Origin of the sequence: Streptomyces sp. NPDC087300, assembly GCF_044744425.1 — a bacterium.
Taxonomy (GTDB): Bacteria; Actinomycetota; Actinomycetes; order Streptomycetales; family Streptomycetaceae; genus Streptomyces.
The window spans coordinates 979,264-1,002,231 of the sequence record NZ_JBIUYI010000003.1 but is presented as its reverse complement, the minus strand read 5'-3'; the positions used below and the strand labels follow the sequence as shown (position 1 = coordinate 1,002,231).

Genomic DNA, 22,968 nt, shown 5'->3' with positions numbered 1-22,968 from the left:
CCCGCCAATGTCGTACTCGCACCGGACGGACGAAGGAGCGGGCATGACGCACAGCACGTACAAGAGAGCGGCACGGCGGACGGGCCTTGCCGTCGGGGCGCTGGCGCTGATGGCGGCGGCGCTGCCCACCGTGGCGGTGGCGGCACAGGACAGCGGGACCGTGGCGGCGCAGAAGAGCGGGACCGTGGCGGTGCGGGGCAGCGGGAGCGTGGCCCCCAAGTGGTGTGCGAACGTGACCGTGCCGGGCCACCGGGTCGACTGCGGGACCCTGGACCGGCCGCTCGTGGCGGGCGAGCCGCGGCTCGGCACGGTCGGCGTGAGCTACGCGGTCGTGCGGCACAGCGCGCCGGGACCGGCCAAGGGGACCGTCGCCGTCAACCCGGGCGGACCGGGTGAAGTCGCCATCGGCAAGGCCGGGTTGTTCGCCATGGGACTCGGCGATCTCCTCACGGACCACGACCTGCTGCTCGTCGACCCGCGCGGCACCGGCAGGTCGGAGCGGATCCCGTGCGGGGTGGGCGACGCCGAGTACCGGTTCGGGACGCGGGCCCAGCAGCGGTCCGCCGTCGAGCGGTGCGCCGAGAACCTCGGCCCCAAGGCCGCCGGTTACACCACCGCGGCCACCGCCGACGACATCGACGCCGTCCGCGCCAGGCTCGGCGTGCGCCAACTCAGCCTCTACGGACTGTCGTACGGCACGTACCTGATGCCGGAGTACGCCTCCCGCCACCCGGAGCGCGTGCGGTCCCTCGTGCTGTCGGGCGCCTACCCCCACGCGTTCGACCCGCTGGCGCGCAACAGCGCCCGTGCGGTCTCGCTCTCCCTGCGGCGGATCTGCGAGCGCGGCACCCCCGTGGCCTGCGACGGGAAGCGGGCCGTCAAGGACCTGGCCACCGCCGCCGAACGGCTGCGCGCCCGGCCCATGACCGTGCCGATCACCACCGGACACGCCACCTACCTGACGAAGTTCACCGAGGGGAAGCTCGCCAACCTCGTGTACGAGGCGGCCAGCCGCGAGGTCGGCATGGAGCCGGACAAGCCCTCGCTGCTCGGCGACCTGCCGCACGCCCTGAACCGCTTCGCGAAGGGGGACGCCGCGCCGCTGCGCACGCTGGTCAAGGCGGAGGGGGCCGGTGGCAGCACCGAGGACCAGGCGCCGTACATCGCGGTGGTCTGCAACGACTACCGCACCGCGTGGCGGAAGGACGCGCCCAAGGACGTCCGCTGGCGCCAGTACCGGGCCGCGCTGAAGAACGCCGCGCCGGGTGAGCACGGGGCCTTCAGCGCCAAGGGGTTCACCGAGGGGCCCACGGACGGCGGGGACGTGTGCATCGGCTGGCCCCGGCCGACCGCCCCCGAGCCGAAGGACCGCACGCGCACACTGCCCGACGTGCCCGTCCTCGTGCTCTCCGGCGACCTCGACGCCAACACCCCGGACGCGAACGGCAAGGAGGCGGCCCGGCAGTTCGAGCGCGGCGAGTTCCACTCCGTGCGCAACACAGGACACGTCCCCGAGATGGAGCTCAGCGGCTGCGTCACCGGCGTCTCCACCCGCTTCCTCCGCACCGGGACCACCGGCGACACGTCGTGCCTGCGGTCGCTGCCGCCGATCGCCGTGAAGCCCGTCCGCGGCTGACCGTCCGCTGCCGACTGTCCTACGAGGTGCGAACGGTGCCCGGTGTCCCGGCTTCTCCCGCCACCCACGAAAATGATCACATGACAGAGGAAACGGGGCACCGCAGGACGGTGCTGGTCGTCGAGGACGATCCGGGCGTGCGCAGCACCCTGGACCAGCTGCTGCGCTTCGAGGGCTACCGGGTGCTGGTGGCCGCCGACGGCCTGGCGGCCCTCGGCCTCCTCGAACAGGAGCGGCCCGACCTCGCCGTGGTGGACGTCGTGATGCCCGGCCTGGACGGCCTCGGACTCTGCCGGATGCTGCGCAGGCGCGGTGACCGCATGCCCCTCCTGGTCCTGACGGCACGTCACGAGGTCGGCGACCGCGTCGCGGGCCTGGACGCGGGCGCCGACGACTACCTGGCCAAACCGTTCGCCACCGAGGAACTCTTCGCCCGCATACGGGCGTTGCTGCGCCGCACCGAACCGCCCGCGGACAGCGGCACGCTCGCCGTCGGGGACCTCACTCTGGACCCCGAGGCCCGGCAGGCGTTCCGCGGCTCCCGTGAACTCGACCTGACCAAGACCGAGTTCGACGTCCTGGAGCTTCTGCTGTGCCACCCGGGCACGGTCCTCACCCGGTCCCAGATGTACGAGCGCATCTGGGGCTTCGACTTCGACACCACCTCGCGCTCCCTCGACGTCTACATCGGCTATCTGCGCCAGAAGACCGAAGAGGGCGGCGAACCCCGGGTGATCCACACCGTGCGCAGCGTCGGCTACACCGTCCGGGCCGCCTGATGCTCCGTACGAAGATCACCGCGGTCGTCGTCGCGGCCGCAGCGCTCGCCATGGCCCTGGCGGCCGTCATGTCCTACCGGGGCGTCAGCGGCCTGGTCGGCGACGAGCTCGAAAGAGGGCTCGACGACCGCGCGGACACGGTCGTCACCCTGCTCACCGCAGACCTGTCGCCGCCACCCCGCGACGACATGACCGAACAGGTCGTGTCGGCCGAAGGGAAGATACGTCAACTGTCCGCAGGCGGAACGGAGTTGCCGGTCTCGGCGGCGGATCTCCGGGTGGCGCGGAGCGGGCGCGGGGAGGCCCGCGAGGACGTCGACGTCGACGGGACCGAGTACGGCGTCCTGACCCGTCCGCTGCCCGGCGGGGGAGCGGTCATGGTCGGGCAGAGCTACGAGGGAGCCGCTCGGGTCGACGACGCGTTCCTGTGGCGCATCTCCCTCACCACCGCGGCCGCCGTCGCCCTCTCCGCCCTGCTGAGCTGGCTCGTCCTCGGCCGCATCCTGCGCCCGGTGCGCCAACTCGCCCGTACCACCGCGCACATCACCACCACCCGCGATCTCTCCACCGCGCTGCCGCCCGCCGGATCCGACGAGATCGGCCAGCTGACCCGCAGCTTCGACACGATGCTCGACGCGCTGCGCCGCTCGCGCGCACAGCAGCAGCAGCTCGTCCAGGACGCGAGCCACGAACTGCGCACCCCGCTGACCTCGGTGCGCGGCAGCGCCGAACTCCTGCAACGGGCCAGGGGGCGGCTCGCCCCCGAGGACGAGGAGCAGATCCTCACCACCCTGGTCACCGAGACCGCGGCCCTGGACGCTCTCGTACGGGAACTCGTCGACCTGGCCACCGACCGCCACACGGACGAGGACCCCGCCACCGTCGACCTGGTGACCCTGGCCGAGGACACCGCGCACCGCCACCGCACCAGGACCGGCCGCGCCATCGACGTCACCTCCGACGCGCCGCTGCCGGTCGTCGCCAGGCCGCGCGCGCTCCAGCGCTGCGTGGACAACCTCCTGAGCAACGCGGTGAAGTTCAGCCCGGAGGACACACCGGTCACCGTCCACGTCGCGGGCGCCCGGCTCTCCGTGCGGGACCGGGGACCGGGCATCGACCCGGCCGAACGCGACGCCGTCTTCGACCGCTTCCACCGCGGCTCCCGCACCCAGGCCACCCCGGGCTCCGGCCTCGGGCTCGCCATCGTGCACGACATCGTCACGGCGGACCGGGGCACGGTGTTCGCCGCGGACGCCCCCGACGGGAACGGCGGCGCCGAGGTCGGCTTCGAACTTCCGGCCGAAGGGTCACGGGGGCGGCGCGAGCGGGGCGGTTCCCTCGTCCGGCCGAGGGAACGCGCCCAGCGCGAGGCGCGTGCTACTTGTTCGGGTCCCGGAAGCGGCCGAACGCCTTCGTGAGCGCGCTCAGCGGCGATCCTTCGGCCTTGACGTGGCCGGGCGCGGGGGCGCGGGGCACGCCGTCGCCCCCGGTCGCCTCGGCCAGCGCGGCCTGCGCCGCCTCGGCCGCTTCCCGGTACAGATCGCAGGACTTGGTCATCGCTTCGAGCGCCTCGGCGTACTTGGTGACCATCCCCTGGGCGTGCACCAGCTCCTCGTCCGGGGTGAGCAGGTGCCAGCCCTGGCGCAGCCGCGTCAGGGCGCGCTCGGCCTCGGCGGGCAGCGGGCGCGGCAGTGCGGCGAACTCCTGGATCCTGTCGAGGAGTTCGGTCGGCTCCGAGCCGTCGAGGAAGACGCTGCGGACGGTGAAGCGGTCCACGTCGTAGTCGGGCCGCTGCGGGTACGGGGGCAGGATGACGGCACCGCCGCGCGGCATCCGCACGCTCAGCTCGCGCTTCATCGCGAAGTCGGCGATCTGCGCCTGCTCCGGCGTGCCCCGGTGCTCGATCACCCGGTGCCGCAGGCTCGGCGGCAGGAAGGTGGAGACGGGCTGCTGGCCCGCCGCGTCCGGGGTCATCGCCTCGTGCACCACGACGTGCACGTACCAACTCTGCCGGGTGCAGTCCCGCAGCAGGCGGCGCAGTTCGTCGTCGTCCTTGGGCAGGTGGTTGGTCGTCCGCAGCCGCACGTCGGCCGCCGTGTCGTGGTCCCAGGCGACGCGCTCGCTGTCGGGCCAGAACATGGTGGCGGGCGAGGCCCAGTGCGGGTCCCAGGCCCGTTCCGCCTCGGCGGCGAGGACCCAGGTGACGCCCTCGCTCTCCTTGCGGCGGGTCTCCGGGTCGTACGTCGTGAGCTGCGCGCGCACAGGCACGTCGTCGTCGCCCGCCTGCCAGCGGGCCTCGAAGAGCCGGCGGGCCGAGGGGCCGGGGTCGGCGGACTCGTCACGCGGGTGCAGGACGGTGGAGCGGGCCGCCTCGACGGGGTCGAGTTCCAGGAAGTCATCGAGCACCCCGGCCGCCTTGAGGGCGATCAGGTTGCGTCGGACATCCTGCTCGGGCTCGGGCCCGAAGTGGCGCCCGCGCCCCAGCCACGCGGTGTCGGGGACGGTGGTCGATGAGGTGCTGTTTTTGGCCATGGATTCGTTCTGTGTGTGGTCGGGGCCCGACCAGTATGGTCCGTGAACCTGTAGAGGGAAGCGCTACCCCGCTCACGGAGAAAACCACCTGCGACTTCGCTCCGGCGTTCCGCGACGCTTCGGCGGCCGGATTTCGCCTCAGCGGAAGCGGCGTACGAAACCGTCGGAGCGGCCGTTGGTGTCGTCGCCGACGAGCTGCGCCGACTCGCTGGACAGGCCGACCAGCCGGGCGTCCCCGCCCACCGAGGTGACCGAGACGGGGAAGTCGGTGACGGGCCCGCCCGCGACGGACTCGCTGACCTGACGGGTGTCGCCGGTGCGCAGATCGCGGAGGTAGACGTTGGCGGGACCGGTCCGTCCCTCGGCCAGGCGCGGGTCCGCGAGGTACGCCACGTACCCGCCGTCCGGGCTGAGCGCGGGCTCGCGCACCCGGTCCTCACCCGAGGGGCCCGCCTTGACCCGCCGGGTGACGTTCGCGCGCAGGTCGCGGACGTAGGCGGTGGAGGCGGCGGAGGGCGTCTCGCCGGGGACCAGTTCCTCGTCGCCCCAGTAGTCGAAGGCGATGGACCTGCCGTCGGCGGACAGCGAAGCGGGCATCGCGTACCGCAGGGCGGGGCTGCCGTCCGGCTTCACGTTGACCTGCTCCTCGGTGCCCGTACGCCGGTCGCGGACCAGCGTGCGGCCGTACGAACTGCGCGGCACCAGCTGGGTGTATGCCACATAGCGGCCGTCGGCGCTCAGGCCCTGGAGGAGCGCGGGGTTGTCGGGGCGCTCCCGGTTGGTGGCGCGCTCCACGGTGCCGGTGCGGCGGTCCAGGACGTAGACGGCGCCGAAGAGGTCGGCGGGGTCGGTCTCCATCCGGTCGGCCTTGGCGTTGAAGGCGATGAAGCGGGCGTCGGCCGACATGGTGGCGTTGGCCGCGTAGGCGGTGCCGCCGTCGAGGGCCATGCTCATCCGCTTCGTGCTGCCGGTGCGCCGGTCGTGCAGGTAGATGTCGTCGCCCGCGCCGTCCGGGGGAGGGGTGTCCCAGTGCGTCAGGTTCCTGGCGTGGGAGCGGAACAGGACGTACCGGCCGTCGGCGCTGACGGCCTGCGCGGACGAATCGCCGTCGCCCTGGACGCCGTCCGAACTCACGCTGACCCGCTCGACGGTGCCCTTGCGCAGATCGCGTACGAAGACGTCGGTGGCCTGGTTGGTGTCGCCGGGCACCAGGTTGGCCGCGCTCGCGGTGAACGCGGCGAAGCGCCCGTCGGCGCTGAGCTCGGGGCCGTACGCGTCGCCGTCGGCCTGCGCGCCGGAGGCGGATGTGGTGATCCGCTCGGTGGTGGGCCCGGCCGTGGTCGTGGCCTCGGTCCTGGACGTCGCCCCGGTCTTGGACGTCGCCCCGGTCTTGGACACGGCCCCGGTCTTGGACACAGCCCCGGTCCTGGACGTGGCCGCCCGCTCCGACGCCGTCGCGGCCGGTGTCACCGACAGCGCGACCAGCGCGCCCGCGAGCACCGCGACAGAGACCCCTCGCATGGTTTTGTGCACGTTTCCCCCTGTGCTTCCCCTGTTTCCCCGTTACCCCGAAGCCCTGTCGGCGCGCGCTCCCCGGGCCCGCGCCGAGGGCTCTCCCTGAGGCAAGCGCACCACCCCTCACAGGTCAATCCCCCGAAGTGAGCACAACCCGGGCGCGGCGCCGGACGTCCGCGAGGGGCCGCGGCGGATGCCACCGGACGACACCGGGCGCCTTTTGTATCGGCCGGGTATCGGGGAGCGCTTGGTCGGCCATCGAGTCGGGCGCCCGGCGCGTGTCCGCCGGGCGGAGCGGGAGGCGTGCCCGGTCCCTGCCCTATCGTTCGTTGCGGAGTACTGCTCGAACCGCGCATATCGGCGTGAACCGTCCGAACTGGAGTGATCCGCCCGTGTCCTCGCCCGCCCCGGAACCCCCGCGACCCGTGCGCGTGCTGCTGGTCGAGGACGACGACCTGATGCGCCGGTCGTTCACGGTCGCCCTGGAGCGTTACGGCTATGAGATGCGTGCGGCGGCCGACGGTCTCACCGGACTCGAACTCTTCCGCGACGAGCCCTTCGACCTGCTGATCCTCGACGTGATGCTGCCGGGACTCGACGGGATCGGCCTGTGCCGCAGGGTGCGCGAGACCAGCCTGGTCCCGGTCCTGATGATGTCCGCGCGGGGCGACGGCCTCGACGTCGTCGCGGGTCTTGAGGCCGGGGCGGACGACTACGTGGTCAAGCCGGTGGACACCTACGTCCTGGTGGCCCGTATCCGGTCCCTGCTGCGCCGGGCGACCTACGCGCCCGCCCCGGGGCAAGGAGCCGAAGGGCAAGGACAGGGCCAGGCTCCCGGGCGGGACGCGCGCGGGGAGCAGCCGCCGTCCGAGGGCGACGTCCTGGTCTTCGGTGACCTCACCCTCGACACCGGCGGCCTGGAGGTCTCCGTCGCCGGAGAGCCGGTGGCGCTGACCCCTACCGAGCTGAAGCTGCTCCTCGCGTTCGCCGCGCACCCGGGCATCGTGCTCGAACGGCACCGGCTCCTGAGGGACGTGTGGGAGTACGGCTGGGACGGCGACAGCCGGGTCGTGGACCTGTGCGTACAACGGCTGCGCGGCAAGCTGGGCCGGGACCGGATCGAGACGGTCCGCGGCTTCGGCTACAAGCTCAGGCGATGACGTCGGTGAGCTCCGGGACGTCGGTGAGCTCCGGCCCGCGCCCCCGGATGCGTCTTGGGCCCCGGCCCCCGCGGCCGGCCCGCGTACCCCTGCGATGGAAGATCGCCGCCCTCGCCGCGGCCACGGCCTGCCTGGTCACGGCGGTGGTCGGCGTGCTCGTGCACGTGTGGTCCGCGCGGGACGTCAGGGAGCGGGCCGAGGCGGAGGCCTTCAACTCGCTGTACTCGGCGATGGAGACCTACCGGCGCACCGGCACTCTCACCGGCGGCGCCGAGCTCGACCCCGCCGAGCTGCCCGCCGCGCTGCGCCACCCGTCCGACGGCGACCGGCACACCGCGTACGACGGGCGCATCGAGGGGAACGTCGGCCCGCGCGTCTGGGCCGCCCAGCGGGTCCCCGGCGAGGACCACCGGATCCTCGCCACCCGGGCCAACATGAGCTCGGGGCTGCACAACCTGCGCAGGCTCGACGTGGTCATGGTGGTGGCCTCGCTGGTCGCGCTCGGTGCGGCCACGCCCCTGACCGTCTACGGCGCCGGGCTGCTCGGGCGCAGGCTGCGGAGGGTCTCCGAGACCGCGGACCGGATCTCCACGGGGGACCTGGACGCCAGGACCGGGCACACCAAGGGCCGCGACGAGGTGTCCGACATCGCCGCCACCGTCGACCTCATGGCCGACAGCCTCAGCCGACGGCTGCGTACCGAGCGGCAGTTCACCGCGGACGTGGCCCATGAACTGCGCACGCCCGTCGGCGGTCTGCTGGCCGCCGCCGACCTGCTGCCGTCCGGCGAGACGGAGGACCTGCTCCGGGCCCGGGTGCGCGACCTGCGCGACCTGGTCGAGGACCTCCTGGAGATCTCACGGCTCGACGCGGGCGCGGAACACCCGGTACGCGCGCGTGTCCCGCTCGCCGAGGTCGTCGCCGAGGCGGTCGCGCGGACGGGGCTCGACACGGAGGTGACGGAGGTGACGGCGGCGGGGGAGCAGGTCACGGAAGGTGCCGGGACCGTCGAGACCGATCCGCGCCGCCTCGAACGGATCGTCAGCAACCTCGTCGTCAACGCCCACCGGCACGGCGGCACTCCGGTGCGGGTCACCGTCGAGGGGCACACCGTCGTCGTACGCGACCAGGGCCCCGGCTTCCCGGACGAGCTGCTGCGGGACGGGCCGCGTCGCTTCCACACGGGGGCGAAGGAGCGCGGCGCCGGCCACGGCCTCGGCCTCACCATCGCCCTCGGCCAGGCCCGCCTCATCGGCGCCGAACTGCGCCTGGACAACGCCCCGGACGGCGGCGCGACCGCCACGCTGCGCCTGCCGGACTGAGCGCCCGAGCCCCGCGGACCCGCCGCCCCTACACAACCGCGCCACGCCGGAGCGCTCTCCGATACACGGCGGCGGATGTCCCGATACGTCCCACGGACACCTTGTGGTGTGCATTCTTCCGCGCCCGTCAGAGGAGTCCCCGTGTCCGCCGAAACATTCACCCCGTACCCGGCCGCCGCCGGAATCGCCGCCGCGACCACCGACCTGTCGAAGGTGTACGGCAGCGGCGACACCCGTGTCGTCGCCCTCGACCGGGTCAGCGTCTCCTTCAGGGAGGGCGAGTTCACCGCGATCATGGGCCCGTCGGGCTGCGGCAAGTCGACCCTGATGCACTGCGCCGCCGGGCTCGACTCGTTCAGCTCGGGGTCCGTCCGGATCGGCACCACCGAGCTCGGCTCGCTCGACGACCGGCAGCTCACCGCGGTGCGCAGGGACCGGATCGGCTTCATCTTCCAGGCGTTCAACCTGCTGCCGACGCTGTCCGCCCTGGAGAACATCACGCTGCCCCTGACCATCGCGGGGCGCAGGCCGGATCAGGGGTGGCTGGAGCGGGTGATCTCCATGGTCGGCCTCTCCGAGCGGCTCGGCCACCGCCCCGCGCAGCTCTCCGGCGGGCAGCAGCAGCGCGTGGCGGTGGCCAGGGCCCTGGTGTCGCGGCCCGCGATCGTCTTCGGCGACGAGCCCACCGGCAACCTCGACTCCCGCGCGGGGGCCGAGGTGCTCGGCTTCCTGCGCGACTCGGTGCGCGAGCTGGGCCAGACCGTGGTCATGGTCACCCACGACCCCGTCGCCGCGGGCTACGCGGACCGCGTGGTCTTCCTCGCCGACGGCCGCCTGGTCGACGAGATGGCACAGCCGACCCCGGACCGGGTCCTCGACCGGATGAAGGAGTACGACACCCGCTCCCGCACGAGCTGACCGGCCCGCACGAGCCGACCCGCCCGTACGCGAGGCGCCGCCCCGGCCGCCCGTACGCGAGGCGCCGCCCTGGCCCCCGTACGCGAGGGCCGCCCCGGTCGCCCCGTACGCCCTCTCCGAACAGGATCCGCACCCCCATGTTCCGTACCGCCCTGCGCAACGTCTTCGCGCACAAGGCCCGCCTCCTGATGACCGCGTTCGCGGTCATGCTCGGGGTCACCTTCATCTCCGGCAGCCTCGTCTACGGCGACAGCCAGAGCCGGGCCGCCACCGCCCGCGCCACCGACGGCTACGAGCGCATCGCCGTCCAGGTCTCGCCCGACGGAGTCCCCGGCGGCGCCCGGCCCACCGGGATCGACGCCCGCACCGTCAAGGAGCTGGCGAAGCTCCCCGGCGTCTCCCTCGCCGCGGGCCGCGTCGACGGCTTCGCCGCCGTGGACGACCGCGCGGGCCGGCTGCTCGGCCACGGGTCACACCAGGGCGGCAACTTCGCCCCGGGAGCCGACGGCGAGGACCCCGCCTACCGCTTCACCCAGGGCACGGGACCCGCCCGCGACCGCGCGGTCGCCCTCGACGAGCGGACCGCGGCGAAGGGCGGCTACCGCGTCGGCGACACCGTGCGGGTCGGCACCGCCAAGGGCGCCTCCTCGTACCGGCTCAGCGGCGTCTTCCGCGCCGACGGGACGAAGCTGCCCGCCGGGGGCAGCCTGGCGCTGTTCACCGGTGACACCGCCCAGCGGCTCTTCCTCGACCCCGGCCACTACCGGAGCGTCGAACTCACCGCAGAGCCCGGCACCGACGTCACGCGCCTGATCGACCGCGTCGAGTCGGTGCTGCCCAAGGGCACCAGCGCGGTCACCGGGGCCCGGCTCGCCCAGATCCAGGCGAACCTCGCCACCGCCGACAGCGACACCACGAGCCAGATCATGGTGGGCTTCGCCGCGGTCGCGCTGTTCGTCGCCGCGTTCCTGATCTCCAACACCTTCACCATGCTGATCACCCGGCGCACCAGGGAACTGGCCCTGCTGCGGGCCGTCGGCGCCTCGCGCACCCAGGTCCGGCGCGTCCTGCTCACCGAGGCCGTCCTGGTCGGCGCGGTCGCCTCCGCCGCCGGGCTCGCCGTCGGCGTCGGGGCGGCCGCGCTGCTCCAGAAGCTGTTCGCGCCCGCCGACACCCCCGCGGCCCCGCTGGTCCTCACCCCGACCACCGTCCTCGTCTCCCTGCTGGTCGGCACCGCCCTGACCGTGCTCGCCGCCTGGCTGCCGAGCCGCCGCGCGATGGCCATCCCGCCCGTCGCCGCGCTCACCGCCGCCGAACCCGCCGCGCCCGCGCGCACCGGCTCCACGCGCACCAGGACCGGCGCCGCGCTGCTGCTCACCGGGACCGCCGCCGTGCTCTACGGCGCGCTCACCACGGGGCAGGACGCGCGGACCGTCATCGGCGGCGGCGCCGCGCTCACGGTGGCCGGTGCGATCGTCCTCGTCCCGCTGCTGGCCAGGCCGTTCGTTGCCCTGCTGCGGCCGCTGCTGGTCCGCGTCCACCCGGTGCAGGGCACCCTCGCCGCCCGCAACACCGTGCGCGACCCGCGCCGCACCGGCGCCACCGCCGCCGCGCTCGCCATCGCGCTGGCCCTCGCCTCGGGGCTCTCCGTGCTCGGCGCCTCCGCGGCCCAGTACCTGGACCGCGCGACGACTCACGACTTCACCGCCGACTACCTGGTCCGTCCGGCCGACGGCGCCATGCGGATGACCCCCGCGTCCGCCGCGCCCCTCCAGAAGCTGCACGGCGCGAAGTCCAGCCCGCTCAACCAGTCCACCGACTACCGCATCGGCGGTGTCCCCGCCGTCCTGACGGGCGTCGACCCCGCCACCATCGGGCGGCTGCTGCGGTACGACGTGGTCGAGGGCTCGCTGGACCGCCTGGCCAAGGGGGAGGTGGCGGTCGCCGACTTCAAGGCGCGGGAGGCGGGCTGGCACGTGGGGCAGAAGCTGCCTCTGGAGCGCGGGGACGACCGGGGCAGCGTCACCGTCGGCGCGGTCTACCGGGCGGACGAGCAGAGCGCCCTGCTGCCGAGCATCACCGCACCGGACTCGCTCGTCGCCCGCTACGACGCCACCCCGAACACGGCGGGCGTCCTCGTCGCCACCGACGGCGGACCCGGCCGCGCCGCGCTCGGCAGGGTCGCTCATGCCATCGGCGACAACCCGGCCCTCGCCGTGCTCGACGCGGACGGCATCCGGGACCAGGACTCCAGCGGCATCGGCGACCAACTCAACGTGTTCTACGCCCTGTTGAGCATGGCCCTGGTGATCGCCGCGCTCGGCATCGCCAACACCCTCGCGATGTCGGTGCTCGAACGCCGCAAGGAGATCGGCACGTTGCGCGCCCTCGGCGTGGACCGCGCGGGGGTGACCCGGATGATCCGCCTGGAGGCGCTCGTCGTGGGCGCGCTCGGCGCCGCCGTCGGCACCCTCACCGGCGTCTTCCTCGGCTGGGCGCTGGGCCGCACCCTTCAGGAGAGCGTCGTGGGCTACGCCCTCGTCATCCCCTGGGGGCGCCTCGCCCTCGGTGTGCTGCTTGCCCTGGCGGGCGCGCTGCTCGCCTCGCTCTGGCCGGCCCGCAGGGCGGCCCGCGTCGACATCCCGCAGGCCACGGCGGCGCAGTGACGCGAGGGTCGGGCGGTCCGAACCGGGCGCTGCTCAGCGGACGTTGACGGACCTGAGCAGTTCATCGACGTCCGGGTCGTCCAGCGAGTCGAGCAGGCTCTTCCACAGGTTCAGATTGGCGGTCGCCCACGGCAGATAGCGGGCGCGGGCATCGGGGTCGTAGAAGTAGATGCCCTCGTCGACCAGGGGAGTCTGCTCGTCGACGATCTTGCGGGCCAGCTGCCGCAGGCTGATGTCGTTCTCCGCGAGATAGCGGTGCGAGAGGACGACGGGGGTGATCGGTACGGCCTTGAAGAGCGTGTCGGCGTCGCTGAGCGCCGCGCCCTCGGGGGAGATCTCGCAGGTGCGCGACGCGGTGTGGGACTCCGAGATGACGGCTTCGATGCGGTCGATCTCCTGGTCGGTGAAGCCGCTGCGGCGCAGTTGGTGCGCGCGCAGCGATTCGCCCGCGGAGGGCTCGGAGTTCTTGCGCACCAGGTAGTTGAGGTCGTGCACGAGGGCCGCGGCCGCCACGATCTCCGTGTCGGCGCCGTTGCGCAGGGCGAACTCCACCCCTTTGGCGGAGACGAAGGCGATGTGGTGCCAGCCGTGGAACGGGAGGCGGTCGTCGTGCTCGGTGCAGAGCTTGCGGACGAATCCGCGCAGCGTCGCCACGCGCCCGGTCTCGAAGTCCTGTGCGGTCACTGGCTCTTCCTCTCGTGCGGGCGGCCCAGTACCGAACGCAAGGTGCGCCAACGGGCTTCCACAGGATAGTGACAGCGCAGCGTGCCCGTGCGTGCGCCGAGCGGTGCGTCCGGTGCCGTGTCGAGCGAGGTGCTGTACGCGCGCGTCGGGCGGTTCTGCGCGATCAGGGTCACGGTGCCCTCACGGGCGCGGGTGACGTTGTGCCAGTCGTCGGGGGTCAGCGTGTACGTGTCGCCGGGCGCCAGGACCTGCGGCCGCACGTCGGTGACGCGGGCCCGGTCCTGGCCCGCGGGCTCGACCAGGAAGCGCGTGTGCAGATAGCCGCCGGTGAGGATCAGCGAGGTGAAGCCGTAGCGGTGGTTGTGCGGGGCCTCCACGTACGCGGCGTCGACCAGGTCGGGGGGCTTGTACTCGTGCAGCCAGAGCGTGAGTCCGGAGCGCGGGCCGCGGTAGAGGGCCCATTTGAAGTGGGTGGGCGTCTCGCGGGAGTTGACGAGCATGCTTTCGAACGCGGCCCGCGGCAAGCGGTTCAGACTGTGGCGCAGCGCCTCCAGACGGCAGTGGAACCCCGCGAGGGCGGCGCGGACGTGCTCGGCGCCGTCGTCGGCGTCGGGGCCCGGCGGCAGTTCGAGGGTCCTGGCCAGCTCGTACACCTCGGGTAGTGCCTGCGCCATTGCCATGCGTACTCCTTCGCGTGCGGACCTCGCTCGTGGAGCGGCCTCAGCTGTTGGCGGTCAGCATCTGTGGCGCGGTATCCCTGCGGAACTCCTCGTACTTGTCCCGGAATTCCAGGAAAGCGGCGTGGCTGAGCTGGACGCCCAGCTGCTGGAGGAAGGAGCAGTACTCGAACTCCGAGAGGTTCTTGGGCACTTCGAACTTGATCGCGTACGGCGAAGCGAGCAGCCTGCTGCATTCCCGCTGATTCGTCTGGTACAGAAGTGAACCCTTGTTGAAGCGTAGCCCCAGCGGAAACGGGAACGTCTCGTTCTCCGTGTCGGTGAACAGGGCCAGATAGATGTCGTCGTCGAAGATCTCGACGCGGTCCAGATTGGGGTCGGCCGTCAGACAGATCTCGCAGCGGTCGAAGCGCATCCGCGTCAAATAGGCGCCGACCAGGGTGAGATGCACACCGTCGATCAGCGCCTGGCGCGCCTGCTCGAAGGTCATGCCGTCCCGGTAGGCCATCTCGCGCCGGGCCCTGCTGTCCATCGCCGCGGGGCGCGTCGGGTCCGCGACGATGAGCCGGACGTCCCTGGGGATGGTGTTCAGGGAGGCGAGGCGGCAGATCGCGTACTTCCCGGTCAGGCCGCGGAACGTGTACTGCGTCGAGGAGCGCATGCTCTGGTTGACGTCCCGGTTGAACCGGGCGTCGGGCGTCCTGCTCGCCGGGTACTGCGTCGTCGGTACGTAGTTCTCCTGCATGGACCGGTAGGTGCGGGTCAGCTCCTCGCCCGCCTTCGCTATCTCCGCGATCACCGCGTCCTTGACGGTGGTCCCGAGGAACCGCTCGTACTGCCGTGTGGTCAGGGCGACTTGGGCGAAGGCGAATATCGCGGCGCCGAGCACACCGGTGGCGAGGGCGACCCAGAACTCCTCGGTGCGTCCGGTGCTGCGCACCGATATCGCGTACATTCCGGCCGCGGCCAGACTCATGACGAGCAGCAGGACGCCCGTGCGGTTGAAATACAGCTCACGCAGCAGCATGCCCACTTGTCGGCTGTGATCGCCGCGCGTGTCCCCGTTTCCACCTGGCATGGCAGAACCTCCCCCGGCGGACGGGACATCCGCACTCCTTGCAGGTTAACGGCTGCATTGCCGCGGCAGCAGAGTCTGTTCCGGAACGAACGCAATTGGTTCGTGCGAAGAATCCTTTGTCCGCGGTGTGACGCGGGTCACGCCGGTGCGTCGATGGGCTCGCCGGATCGCCGCGGTCTTAGCTGGGACGACGGAGCACCGCGGAAGGAGCCACGGCCATGGACCGTGAACAGGTACTGGAGTGGACGAGGGCCGAGCGGCTCGGCATCGCCGGTTTCCTCGAAGAACTGGCCCCCGACGACTGGAAGCGGGACTCGCTCTGCACCGGCTGGACGGTGCACGACGTGGCCGCCCACCTCACCCTGTCGACCCGCACCACCCTCATCGACCTGCTGAAGGGCGCGGTCCGGGCGCGCTTCGACTGGGAGCGCATGGAGTACGACAAGGCCCGCGAGCGGGCGGCGCGTTACACCCCGGCGGAACTCGTCGCACAGCTCCGCGAGACGGCGGGATCCCCGCGCCGCGCCCCGCTGTCGGCCCCGCTCGACCCCCTCACCGACTTCCTGGTGCACGGCCAGGACATCGCCCGCCCGCTCGGCCGCCCCCGCCCCATGCCGGGACCACAGACGGTCGCCGCCCTCGGCCACGTGGTGGCGAGCCCCTTCTACGGAGCGAAGAAGCGGCTGCGCGGAGTGCGCCTGGTGGCGACCGACGCGGACTGGTCGACGGGCCCGGGGCCGCGGGAGGCGCGGGGCCCGGCGGGTGACCTGCTCCTCGTGGTCACGGGGCGCGCGGCGGGGCTGGCGGGGGTCACGGGGGCGGGGGCAACGGTGCTGGGGGAGCGGCTGGCCTAGCGCACCAGCTGGTCCGTCCGGGGTCGAGCGCCAGGGTGACCCCGGTGTGCAGGTCCGTGTCGTAGCCGCTGCGGTACGCCGTTTCGTAGGCGTCGTCGCCCAGCGCCTCGCGGGTCCGGCGTTCGCAGGCGCGGCGGGCGGCGGTCAGGGACGGGACTCCGGCCTGGGAGCGGCCCAGGGTGTCCCACAGCTGGGTGGCGAGGCCGAGCAGCCAGGCCGCGTGGCGCGTGTCGCCCGTCGCGGTGGCCGCCCTGGCCAGGACGTCGAGGGCCATGCCGCTGCCCACGCCTTCGCGCAGCCGGTACTTGACCACCAGCGCGGCCCTGGCGTGCTCGCGCGCCGCGTCGAACCGGCCGCGGCCCAGCTCGGCCTGGGAGCGGATGGTGTCGCCCCAGGCGCGCATGCACCGTTCGCCGTCGCGGTCGCAGACCTCGCTCAGCTCTTCGAGGAACGCCACGGCCTCCGTGAAACGTCCCGCCGTGGCGTGCGCGTGGGCGGCCATGACAAGGGCGGCAAGCGGCGCGTAGGCGAGCGGCTCCGCCCGCCAGTCCGTGGCGAGTTGGGCCTCGGCGAGGGACACCACCTGCGCGGGATCGTCGCGCAGCGCCGCGAGGCGCAGGCCGATGGCGTCCACGTACCGCCGTTCCGTCTCCCCGAACTGCCGTGCCAGCACGGCGCATTCGGCGGCCCGGTCCTCCAGGGCGGCCCTGTCGCCGAGGTAGAGCAGGAGCTGGCTGCACACGTAGAGGGCCTTCGCCCGCTCCTCGGAGGGCGCGGTGTCGGCGGCGAGCGCCCGGTCCAGATAGACCCGGCCCTCCTTCAGGAACCCGCATCCGTACCAGAAGAACCACAGCGCGGCGGTCAGTTCCAGCGCGGTGTGCTCCTCGTCGGGCTCGGCCAGGCTGTGTTCCAGGGCGGCGCGGAGGTTGTCGTGCTCGGCGGTCATCCGGTCGAACCAGGCGAACTGGTCGGGCCCGATCCAGGCGGCGTCGCCCCAGCGGGCCAGCGCCAGGTAGTGATCGCGGTGCCTGCGCCGCAGCTCGTCCTCCTCGCCGAGGCCGCGCAGCCAGAAGGCGCCGTGCTCACGGATGGTGTCCAGCATCCGGTACCGCTCACCGGCCCCGGTCGGCACCCAGGCGAGCAGCGACTTGTCGACCAGGGCGCCGAGCAGGCCGGGGATCTCCGCGTCGGGCAGCAGCTCGTCCGCGCACACCTGACGGACCGCCGCGGTGTCGAAGGTCCCGGCGAAGACCGAGAGCCGGGCCCAGGCGAGCCGTTCGGCGGGCGTGCACAGCTGATGGCTCCAGCCGATGGCGGTGCGCATCGCCTGGTGCCACGGCGGGTCGGCGTCGAAGTCCTCGTTCTCGGTGTTGCCGAGGGTCGCGTAACGGTCGGTCAGATGCCGGTTGAGCTCGGCGAGCGGCAGCTCGCGCAGCCGGGCCGCGGCCAGTTCCAGGGCGAGCGGCAGCCCTTCCAGACGTCGGCAGAGCCGGCCGGCCTCGGCGCGGTCCGCCGCGGTGAGCGTGAAGCCGGGCACGGCTTCGGCGGCCCGCTCGGCGAGCAGCACCAGCGCGTCCGCCGCCTCTCCGTCCGGGTCGGCGTCGTCGTCGGCCGCCGGGACCGGCAGCGGGTCGAGGGTGAGGACCTCCTCGGCGGGGAGACCGAGCGTGCGGCGGCCGGTGACCAGGAACCGCAGCCCCGGCGCCGCGGCGAGCAGCGCCGCCACCGCCGTACGGCAGTCCTCCACCAGGTGTTCGCAGGTGTCGAGCACGAGGAGCATCTCCCGCTCCGCCAGGTACTCGGCCACCACCTCCAGCATGGGCCTGGTCGACTGGTCGGCCAGTGGCAGCGTCTCCGCGATGGCGTACGGCAGTACGTGGCTGGCCTCACTCAGCGGCGACAGCTCCACCCACCACACCCCGTCCGCGAAGGACCGCTGCAACTCGCCCGCGGCCCGCCGGGTGAGCCTGGTCTTGCCGACCCCGCCCACGCCGGTCACCGTGACCAGCCTGGACCGTCCGCACAGCCGCACCACCTGCGCCAGTTCCGCACGCCGGCCGACCAGGCGACCGGTCTCCTCCGGCAGCTCGCCCACCAGCCGCTCCGTCGTCACCGCCATCTCCCCTTCCCGCACTCGCCGCGGCTCGCGCCCGCTGATCTCGGTGCTAGCAGACGGGAGGGCACGCGCGCAGAACTTCGGCGGCTTCGCTCCGCGGAGCCCTCCCGCGGTGAGAGAGTGCCCTGCGCTCCTCCTGCCCGCGCCGGCGAGGGAGGGGCGTGGCCGTACCGGGGGATCCGTACTGGGGAAGGGGGCGTGCGTGCACCGTGCCCGACCGCTGTCCGAGGTGTCCGAACTGCTGGACGGGGTCTCCCTCGCCCTCGCCGTCCGCGCCCGCCCGGCCGGTGGCGCGCGAGTCGGCGGCGACCTCTACGACGTGGTGGGCGCACCGGCGGGCCCCCGGCTGATCCTCGGCGACGTCAAGGGGCACGGCCCCGAGGCCGCCCCGCTGGCCGACGCCGTGCGGGCCGCGTTCCGCCGGACGGCCGCCACCGAGGCGGACCCCGCACGGCTTGCCCGCACCCTCGACGCGCTGCTCGCCCCCGTCCTCGGCCCCGAGGACTTCGTCTCGCTGCTCGTCGTCGACCTGGGCCCCGACGAGATCCGGCTGGTCAACTGCGGCCATCCGCCGCCCCTGCGCATCGGGCGCCGCATCACCGCACTCGGCCTGCCGCACCCGTCGCCGCCGCTCGGTCTGAACCCCGAGCCGCGCACCCGTCGCGTCCAACTCCGCCCGGACCAGCGCCTGTTGCTGCACACCGACGGGCTCACCGAGGCGCGCGACGCCGCGGGTGCCTGTTTCCCGCTCGACCGGCGCGCCCTGGCCGCGCTGACCTCGCCCACCCTCGACCAGGCCGTCGACCGCCTCCTCGCCCTGCTGCACGGGCACACCGGGCACGCCACCCCGGCCGACGACCTCACCCTGCTCCTGCTCCAGCAGCAGGGCGCGACCGCTCCGGCCTGGGTGGGCGCGGCCCGGCCGGACTGAGCGCGTCACCCGGCCCTGCCGTCAGTTGCGCGAGTTGCCGAACAGGATGCGGTAGCCGATGAGCAGGACCAGCGCTCCCGCGATGGCCGACCCCCAGGTGGTCAGGTCGAAGAACTGCCGTTCCACCGGCCGGTCCAGGAACCGCGCCGAGAGCCAGCCGCCGAGGAACGCGCCGGCGATGCCGATCAGCGTGGTCCCGATGAGACCGCCCGGGTCGCGCCCCGGCAGCACCGCCTTGGCTATCGCTCCGGCCAGCAGGCCGAGAACGATCCACCCGATGACGCCCATGAATCCGCTCTCCCTTCGTTGGATCTTCCCCTTGGTACGGGGAAGCTGCCCGGGAAGCGTACTTCTACGCGCGTGTAGAGGGAGTTGGTCCGACCGGCCACCCCTCGGTGCCCTACTCGTCTCCCTCGTCGTCCCCTTCCCCCTCGTCCTCTCCCTCGTCGTCCTCGAAGAAGTCGCCCACCTCGTCGACGACTTCGGCCGCGACCATGCCGCCGACGACACCGACGGCGAGGCCCGCCGCGCCGACGGCCACCGCGGTGCCGATGCCGGGGCCGGAGGAGTGCCCCGAACCGGCGGGGTAGGGGTCGCCGTGCCCGTAGGAGGCGTGCGCCCCGAACGACTCGCGGTGTTCGACCAACTGCCGCAGCCAGCCGTCGACCTGCGCGTTCCAGTCCTGGTGCGCGACGCCGTCGTGCCGGACGGTGAACCGGCTGACGGCGTCGTGGCCGCCGGAGAACGCGCCGCCCCGCTTGTCCGCCTCCAGGACCACGTCCATGCCGCCCGCGTGCGCGAGGAAGGTCAGCTCGATCTCGTTGACGGAGCCGGCGTACCCGGGGCCGGGCGAGAGCTCGATCTCCTGGTAGAAGGGGAGCTGCTGCCCGGTGCCGCCGATGCGGCCGAGCTCCAGGTCGGCCGAGCGGAAGCCGAAGCCCAGCTGCCCGAGCGCCTCCAGGATCGCCTCCTGCGCGGGCAGCGGCCGTACGGCCAGCGGGTCCAGGTCGCCCTTGTCCTTGGCGCCCGCCACCGAAAGGCCCGTGCGGACCCCGAGCACGATGCCGAGGTCCTGGCCGTACAGCTCGGTGACCGGCGTCTCCCACGGCAGCGTCACGCTGAACGGCACGCTGCGCTGTTCGTCCGCGGCGAGCCGGAAGCCCCCGCCGACGGTGAACCGCTCGAAGGTGACGGCCCCCTCGCTCTCCCCGTCCTCGTGCTCGGCCTCGACGCGGGCCATCAGGTCGAGGGTGACGTGCTCGATGTCGAAGCCGGAGCTGCCGCCCCGCAGGTGCACCTGGCCCGACAGCTCGCCGCCGGGCAGTACGGGCCCGGGATCGAGGACCGTGTCGACCGTGGGGGCGCCCACTCCGAGTGAACCGAGTAACCGTTTGAACACCATGGTGGCGTTCGCTCCTTATGTGCGTGACGTGCGTTACGTGGGTGTGAGGGAAGCACAGGGACGCACGGAAGATCCAGACGCGCCTGCGCACGCTCACCACCAGTGAGGTTTTACGCGACTGTAGATCTATGGCTAGGGTGCTGGCGATGTGCTGCGACGACGCGACACCCACATTCCGACAAAGATGTGAATTCGCGGGCCGAGGTTCCCTGTGGGAGGCATCGTGAGCGAGATGATGCGGTCGACGGGCCGGCACGCGATGCCGCTCCCGCCGCAACGGCCGTTGCCCGCGGACGGGAAGCCCGTCGGGGCGGCGGACGGGAACGCGGACGAGAAGCCGGTCCGGAAAGCACCGGCGGCCCCGACAGCCCGGCGAGCCACGACGCACGCGACGCACCCGCCCGCCGTCAAGCGCAGGGACTCGTTCTTCGACAACGCCAAATACCTGGCGATCGTCCTCGTGGCGATGGGGCACGCGTGGGAGCCGCTGCGCGGTGACAGCAGGGCCGCCGCCGCGCTCTACATCACCGTCTACACCTTCCACATGCCGGCGTTCATCGTCATCTCCGGCTACTTCTCGCGCAGTTTCGACGCGAGTCCCGGCCGCGTCAGGCGCCTGGTCACCGGCATCGCCGTGCCGTACGTGATCTTCGAGGTCGCCTACACGTTCTTCAAGCGGTGGGCCGGCGGCGACCCGACGTACCCCGTCAGCCTGCTCGACCCCTGGTACCTGACCTGGTTCCTGGCCGCGCTGTTCATCTGGCGCCTGACGACCCCGCTCTGGAAGATCGTCCGCTGGCCGCTCCCGCTCGCGCTCGGCATCGCCGTCCTGGCGTCCGTCTCACCGGACATCGGCGACGACCTCGACCTGCAACGCGTCCTGCAGTTCCTGCCGTTCTTCGTCCTCGGCCTGGTCCTCAAGCCGGAGCACTTCCAGCTCGTCCGCAGGAAGGAGGCGCGGATCCTCGCGATCCCACTGGTCGCCGCCGCGCTGCTCTTCGCGTACTGGGCCGCCCCCCGGATGAACGCCGCGTGGTTCTACCGGCGGGACAGCGCACAGGAGTTGGCGGCGCCGGGCTGGGCGGGCGCCGTCATGACGCTCGGGATGTTCGGCTGCTCACTGGTCCTCGTCGCCTGCTTCTTCGCCTGGGTGCCGGGCCGGAAGCTGTGGTTCACCGCGCTCGGCGCGGGCACCCTCTACGGCTACCTCCTGCACGGCTTCCTCGCCAAGGGCTCACGCTTCTGGGACTGGTACGAGGCGGACTGGCCGCACACGCCGCTCGGCGAGATCACCGTCACCCTGATCGCCGGTGCGGTGATCACGGTGCTCTGCACCCCGCCGGTGCAGCGCGTGTTCCGCTTCGCCATGGAGCCGACGATGGAATGGGCCTTCAAGCAGGACGCGAAGGCGCTCGCCAAGGGGACCGCGACCACGGGAGCGGGCCGCGCCAAGGTGGCCGAGGGGTCCGGCACGGGCGGCAGATCCGCGTGAGCCGCCCGGCCAGGCCGCCCGCCGCCCACTTCGAGCACGTCCCCGGGACGCTGCCGGCGAGCTGCCGGGCCCTCATGATGCTGGACCCCGAAGAACGCCCGATCGGCTGCCTCCAGTACCGGCTCTGCCACCCGTGCGGGCGCGGACACATCGTCAGCATCGCCGTGGCCGCCCACTGGCAGGGACAGGGCCTGGCCCGGCACGCCCTGCACACGGTCCTGGCCGCGGGCGAGGGCTACGCCTGGTCCACGTCCCGGCAGTCGCCCGAGGGCCGCCGTTTCTTCGCGGCGATGGAGGAGGAGACGGAGATCGCCTTCCCGGCAGGGGGCGCGCGGTGCCCGCACCTCGCCGAGGGGGACTAGACCTTCTCGGTCGCGCCCGTCCCGAGCCATGCGTCGACCGTCACCACGTCAGCCCACTGCGGGAAAAGCCGCTCGGTCAGCAACCGGTGGACCTCGGGGTCCAGGTCGAGGCAGCCGTCGGAGAGGACCGTGAGGCCAAAGTCCAGGTCGTTCGCCTGGCACACGGTGGAGAGGACCACGGCGCTGGTGGCGATGCCCGCGAGCACCAGTTCTCCGATGCCGCGTGACCTCAGCACCACGTCGAGGTCGCTGCCGGAGAACGCGCTCGCCCGTCTCTTGGTGACCACCACGTCGCCGGGCAGCGGCGCGATGTCCGGGTGGATCCCGGTGCCCGGCGCACCCGTCACATAGAGCCCGGCCCGCGCGATCGCGGCGATCGGCTTGTTGCGGGTGCCGACCTCGGGGAAGCCGGGACGGAACTCGACGACCACGTAGATCACGGGGATGCCCGCCGCCCGCGCCCCGTCGATCGCCCTGCGCAGCCGGGCCAGATATCCGGAGTCGGCGCCGACGGCGTCCACGATGGCCTGCTGGACGTCCATCACGAGAAGGGCGCTGCTCATGTCGTCTCCAGAAGCGTGGCCGAGGTGCTGGTCCGGGCACGGTGACGGCACGCTCGTCGGGCCGCGCACACGCTCACCGGGCAGGACCAGCCAAGCACATGAGTTCGGGCGGCGGTTCCGTGGCCGTCGGGCATGGCGAATATCACGTCCGGTCGCGACGGGCCCCTTGAGCAGGCCTTCGGCCGACTCCCGGCCCCGGACGACCTGTTGCCGTGCCACCCGGGTGCCCGAGTAGGGTCGGGGGCTGCGTGATGGCTGACGGCCGCGATCCGGCCTCCGGT

At 72.8% G+C, this 22,968-nt stretch carries 20 protein-coding genes; 11 read left to right on the top strand and 9 right to left on the bottom strand.

Features of this window, described 5'->3' with window-relative positions:
- Positions 1-43 precede the first annotated feature (43 nt).
- The 3 genes from ACIO9J_RS15265 to ACIO9J_RS15255 all read left to right on the top strand — a co-directional run bounded on the left by ACIO9J_RS15265 (position 44) and on the right by ACIO9J_RS15255 (position 3,833).
- Positions 44-1,636 (top strand): alpha/beta fold hydrolase, encoded by a 1,593-nt coding sequence (locus tag ACIO9J_RS15265; RefSeq protein ID WP_401998169.1) that lies wholly within the window; start codon positions 44-46, stop codon positions 1,634-1,636.
- An 80-nt stretch (positions 1,637-1,716) separates the two neighbouring features.
- On the top strand, positions 1,717-2,415 hold the full coding sequence (locus ACIO9J_RS15260; protein WP_401998166.1) for a response regulator transcription factor: 699 nt from the start codon (positions 1,717-1,719) through the stop codon (positions 2,413-2,415).
- Positions 2,415-3,833, top strand: coding sequence for an ATP-binding protein (locus ACIO9J_RS15255; RefSeq protein ID WP_401998163.1), 1,419 nt, complete (start codon positions 2,415-2,417; stop codon positions 3,831-3,833). Before ACIO9J_RS15260 ends, ACIO9J_RS15255 begins: the two co-directional genes overlap by 1 nt.
- Here the strand turns inward: ACIO9J_RS15255 and ACIO9J_RS15250 are convergent.
- On the bottom strand, positions 3,793-4,947 hold the full coding sequence (locus tag ACIO9J_RS15250) for a hypothetical protein (protein ID WP_401998160.1): 1,155 nt from the start codon (positions 4,945-4,947) through the stop codon (positions 3,793-3,795). The two genes, ACIO9J_RS15255 and ACIO9J_RS15250, sit on opposite strands and share 41 nt — an antisense overlap.
- 138 nt (positions 4,948-5,085) lie before the next feature.
- The gene (locus tag ACIO9J_RS15245) at positions 5,086-6,468 is read right to left on the bottom strand and encodes a TolB family protein (protein WP_401998159.1); all 1,383 of its coding nucleotides are present in this window, start codon (positions 6,466-6,468) and stop codon (positions 5,086-5,088) included.
- A 452-nt stretch (positions 6,469-6,920) separates the two neighbouring features.
- Between ACIO9J_RS15245 and ACIO9J_RS15240 the strand changes: the two genes are divergently transcribed.
- The 4 genes from ACIO9J_RS15240 (at position 6,921) to ACIO9J_RS15225 (ending at position 12,528) form a co-directional block, all read left to right on the top strand.
- Complete coding sequence (locus tag ACIO9J_RS15240; protein ID WP_401998657.1) at positions 6,921-7,622, top strand: response regulator transcription factor; 702 nt, start codon at positions 6,921-6,923, stop codon at positions 7,620-7,622.
- A gap of 47 nt (positions 7,623-7,669) precedes the next feature.
- On the top strand, positions 7,670-8,944 hold the full coding sequence (locus tag ACIO9J_RS15235; RefSeq protein ID WP_401998655.1) for a sensor histidine kinase: 1,275 nt from the start codon (positions 7,670-7,672) through the stop codon (positions 8,942-8,944).
- 75 nt (positions 8,945-9,019) lie between these two features.
- Complete coding sequence (locus ACIO9J_RS15230) at positions 9,020-9,862, top strand: ABC transporter ATP-binding protein (protein ID WP_401998156.1); 843 nt, start codon at positions 9,020-9,022, stop codon at positions 9,860-9,862.
- A 137-nt stretch (positions 9,863-9,999) separates the two neighbouring features.
- On the top strand, positions 10,000-12,528 hold the full coding sequence (locus ACIO9J_RS15225) for an ABC transporter permease (protein ID WP_401998153.1): 2,529 nt from the start codon (positions 10,000-10,002) through the stop codon (positions 12,526-12,528).
- 33 nt (positions 12,529-12,561) lie between these two features.
- On the opposite strand, the gene ACIO9J_RS15220 is transcribed toward ACIO9J_RS15225, so the two are convergent.
- The 3 genes from ACIO9J_RS15220 to ACIO9J_RS15210 are packed head-to-tail and all read right to left on the bottom strand — an operon-like array spanning position 12,562 to position 14,967.
- Entirely contained in the window at positions 12,562-13,212 is a 651-nt protein-coding gene (locus ACIO9J_RS15220) for a hypothetical protein (RefSeq protein ID WP_401998151.1), read from the bottom strand.
- The gene (locus ACIO9J_RS15215) at positions 13,209-13,892 is read right to left on the bottom strand and encodes a hypothetical protein (protein WP_401998150.1); all 684 of its coding nucleotides are present in this window, start codon (positions 13,890-13,892) and stop codon (positions 13,209-13,211) included. Before ACIO9J_RS15215 ends, ACIO9J_RS15220 begins: the two co-directional genes overlap by 4 nt.
- Positions 13,893-13,932: 40 nt before the next feature.
- Complete coding sequence (locus ACIO9J_RS15210; RefSeq protein WP_401998148.1) at positions 13,933-14,967, bottom strand: hypothetical protein; 1,035 nt, start codon at positions 14,965-14,967, stop codon at positions 13,933-13,935.
- A gap of 218 nt (positions 14,968-15,185) precedes the next feature.
- Between ACIO9J_RS15210 and ACIO9J_RS15205 the strand changes: the two genes are divergently transcribed.
- Positions 15,186-15,821, top strand: coding sequence for a maleylpyruvate isomerase family mycothiol-dependent enzyme (locus ACIO9J_RS15205; RefSeq protein ID WP_401998146.1), 636 nt, complete (start codon positions 15,186-15,188; stop codon positions 15,819-15,821).
- On the opposite strand, the gene ACIO9J_RS15200 is transcribed toward ACIO9J_RS15205, so the two are convergent.
- Positions 15,778-17,940 carry an ATP-binding protein gene (locus tag ACIO9J_RS15200; RefSeq protein ID WP_401998145.1) on the bottom strand — a complete coding sequence of 721 codons (2,163 nt, stop codon included), beginning with the start codon at positions 17,938-17,940 and terminating at the stop codon, positions 15,778-15,780. The genes ACIO9J_RS15205 and ACIO9J_RS15200 overlap by 44 nt on opposite strands.
- Positions 17,941-18,139: 199 nt before the next feature.
- On the opposite strand from ACIO9J_RS15200, the gene ACIO9J_RS15195 reads away from it, so the two are divergent.
- Positions 18,140-18,868 carry a PP2C family protein-serine/threonine phosphatase gene (locus ACIO9J_RS15195; protein ID WP_401998143.1) on the top strand — a complete coding sequence of 243 codons (729 nt, stop codon included), beginning with the start codon at positions 18,140-18,142 and terminating at the stop codon, positions 18,866-18,868.
- A 21-nt stretch (positions 18,869-18,889) separates the two neighbouring features.
- Here ACIO9J_RS15195 and ACIO9J_RS15190 read toward each other — a convergent pair whose 3' ends face one another.
- Both ACIO9J_RS15190 and ACIO9J_RS15185 read right to left on the bottom strand, forming a co-directional pair.
- Positions 18,890-19,156, bottom strand: a complete 267-nt coding sequence (locus ACIO9J_RS15190; RefSeq protein WP_401998141.1) for a GlsB/YeaQ/YmgE family stress response membrane protein — start codon at positions 19,154-19,156, stop codon at positions 18,890-18,892.
- Positions 19,157-19,268: 112 nt separating this feature from the next.
- The gene (locus ACIO9J_RS15185; protein WP_401998139.1) at positions 19,269-20,270 is read right to left on the bottom strand and encodes a sporulation protein; all 1,002 of its coding nucleotides are present in this window, start codon (positions 20,268-20,270) and stop codon (positions 19,269-19,271) included.
- A 232-nt stretch (positions 20,271-20,502) separates the two neighbouring features.
- Between ACIO9J_RS15185 and ACIO9J_RS15180 the strand changes: the two genes are divergently transcribed.
- Positions 20,503-21,762: an acyltransferase family protein gene (locus ACIO9J_RS15180; protein WP_401998652.1), complete on the top strand. Its 1,260-nt coding sequence runs from the start codon at positions 20,503-20,505 to the stop codon at positions 21,760-21,762.
- Positions 21,759-22,124, top strand: a complete 366-nt coding sequence (locus ACIO9J_RS15175; protein WP_401998136.1) for a GNAT family N-acetyltransferase — start codon at positions 21,759-21,761, stop codon at positions 22,122-22,124. Before ACIO9J_RS15180 ends, ACIO9J_RS15175 begins: the two co-directional genes overlap by 4 nt.
- On the opposite strand, the gene ACIO9J_RS15170 is transcribed toward ACIO9J_RS15175, so the two are convergent.
- Positions 22,121-22,687 carry a cysteine hydrolase family protein gene (locus ACIO9J_RS15170; protein WP_401998134.1) on the bottom strand — a complete coding sequence of 189 codons (567 nt, stop codon included), beginning with the start codon at positions 22,685-22,687 and terminating at the stop codon, positions 22,121-22,123. The genes ACIO9J_RS15175 and ACIO9J_RS15170 overlap by 4 nt on opposite strands.
- Positions 22,688-22,968: the final 281 nt, after the last annotated feature.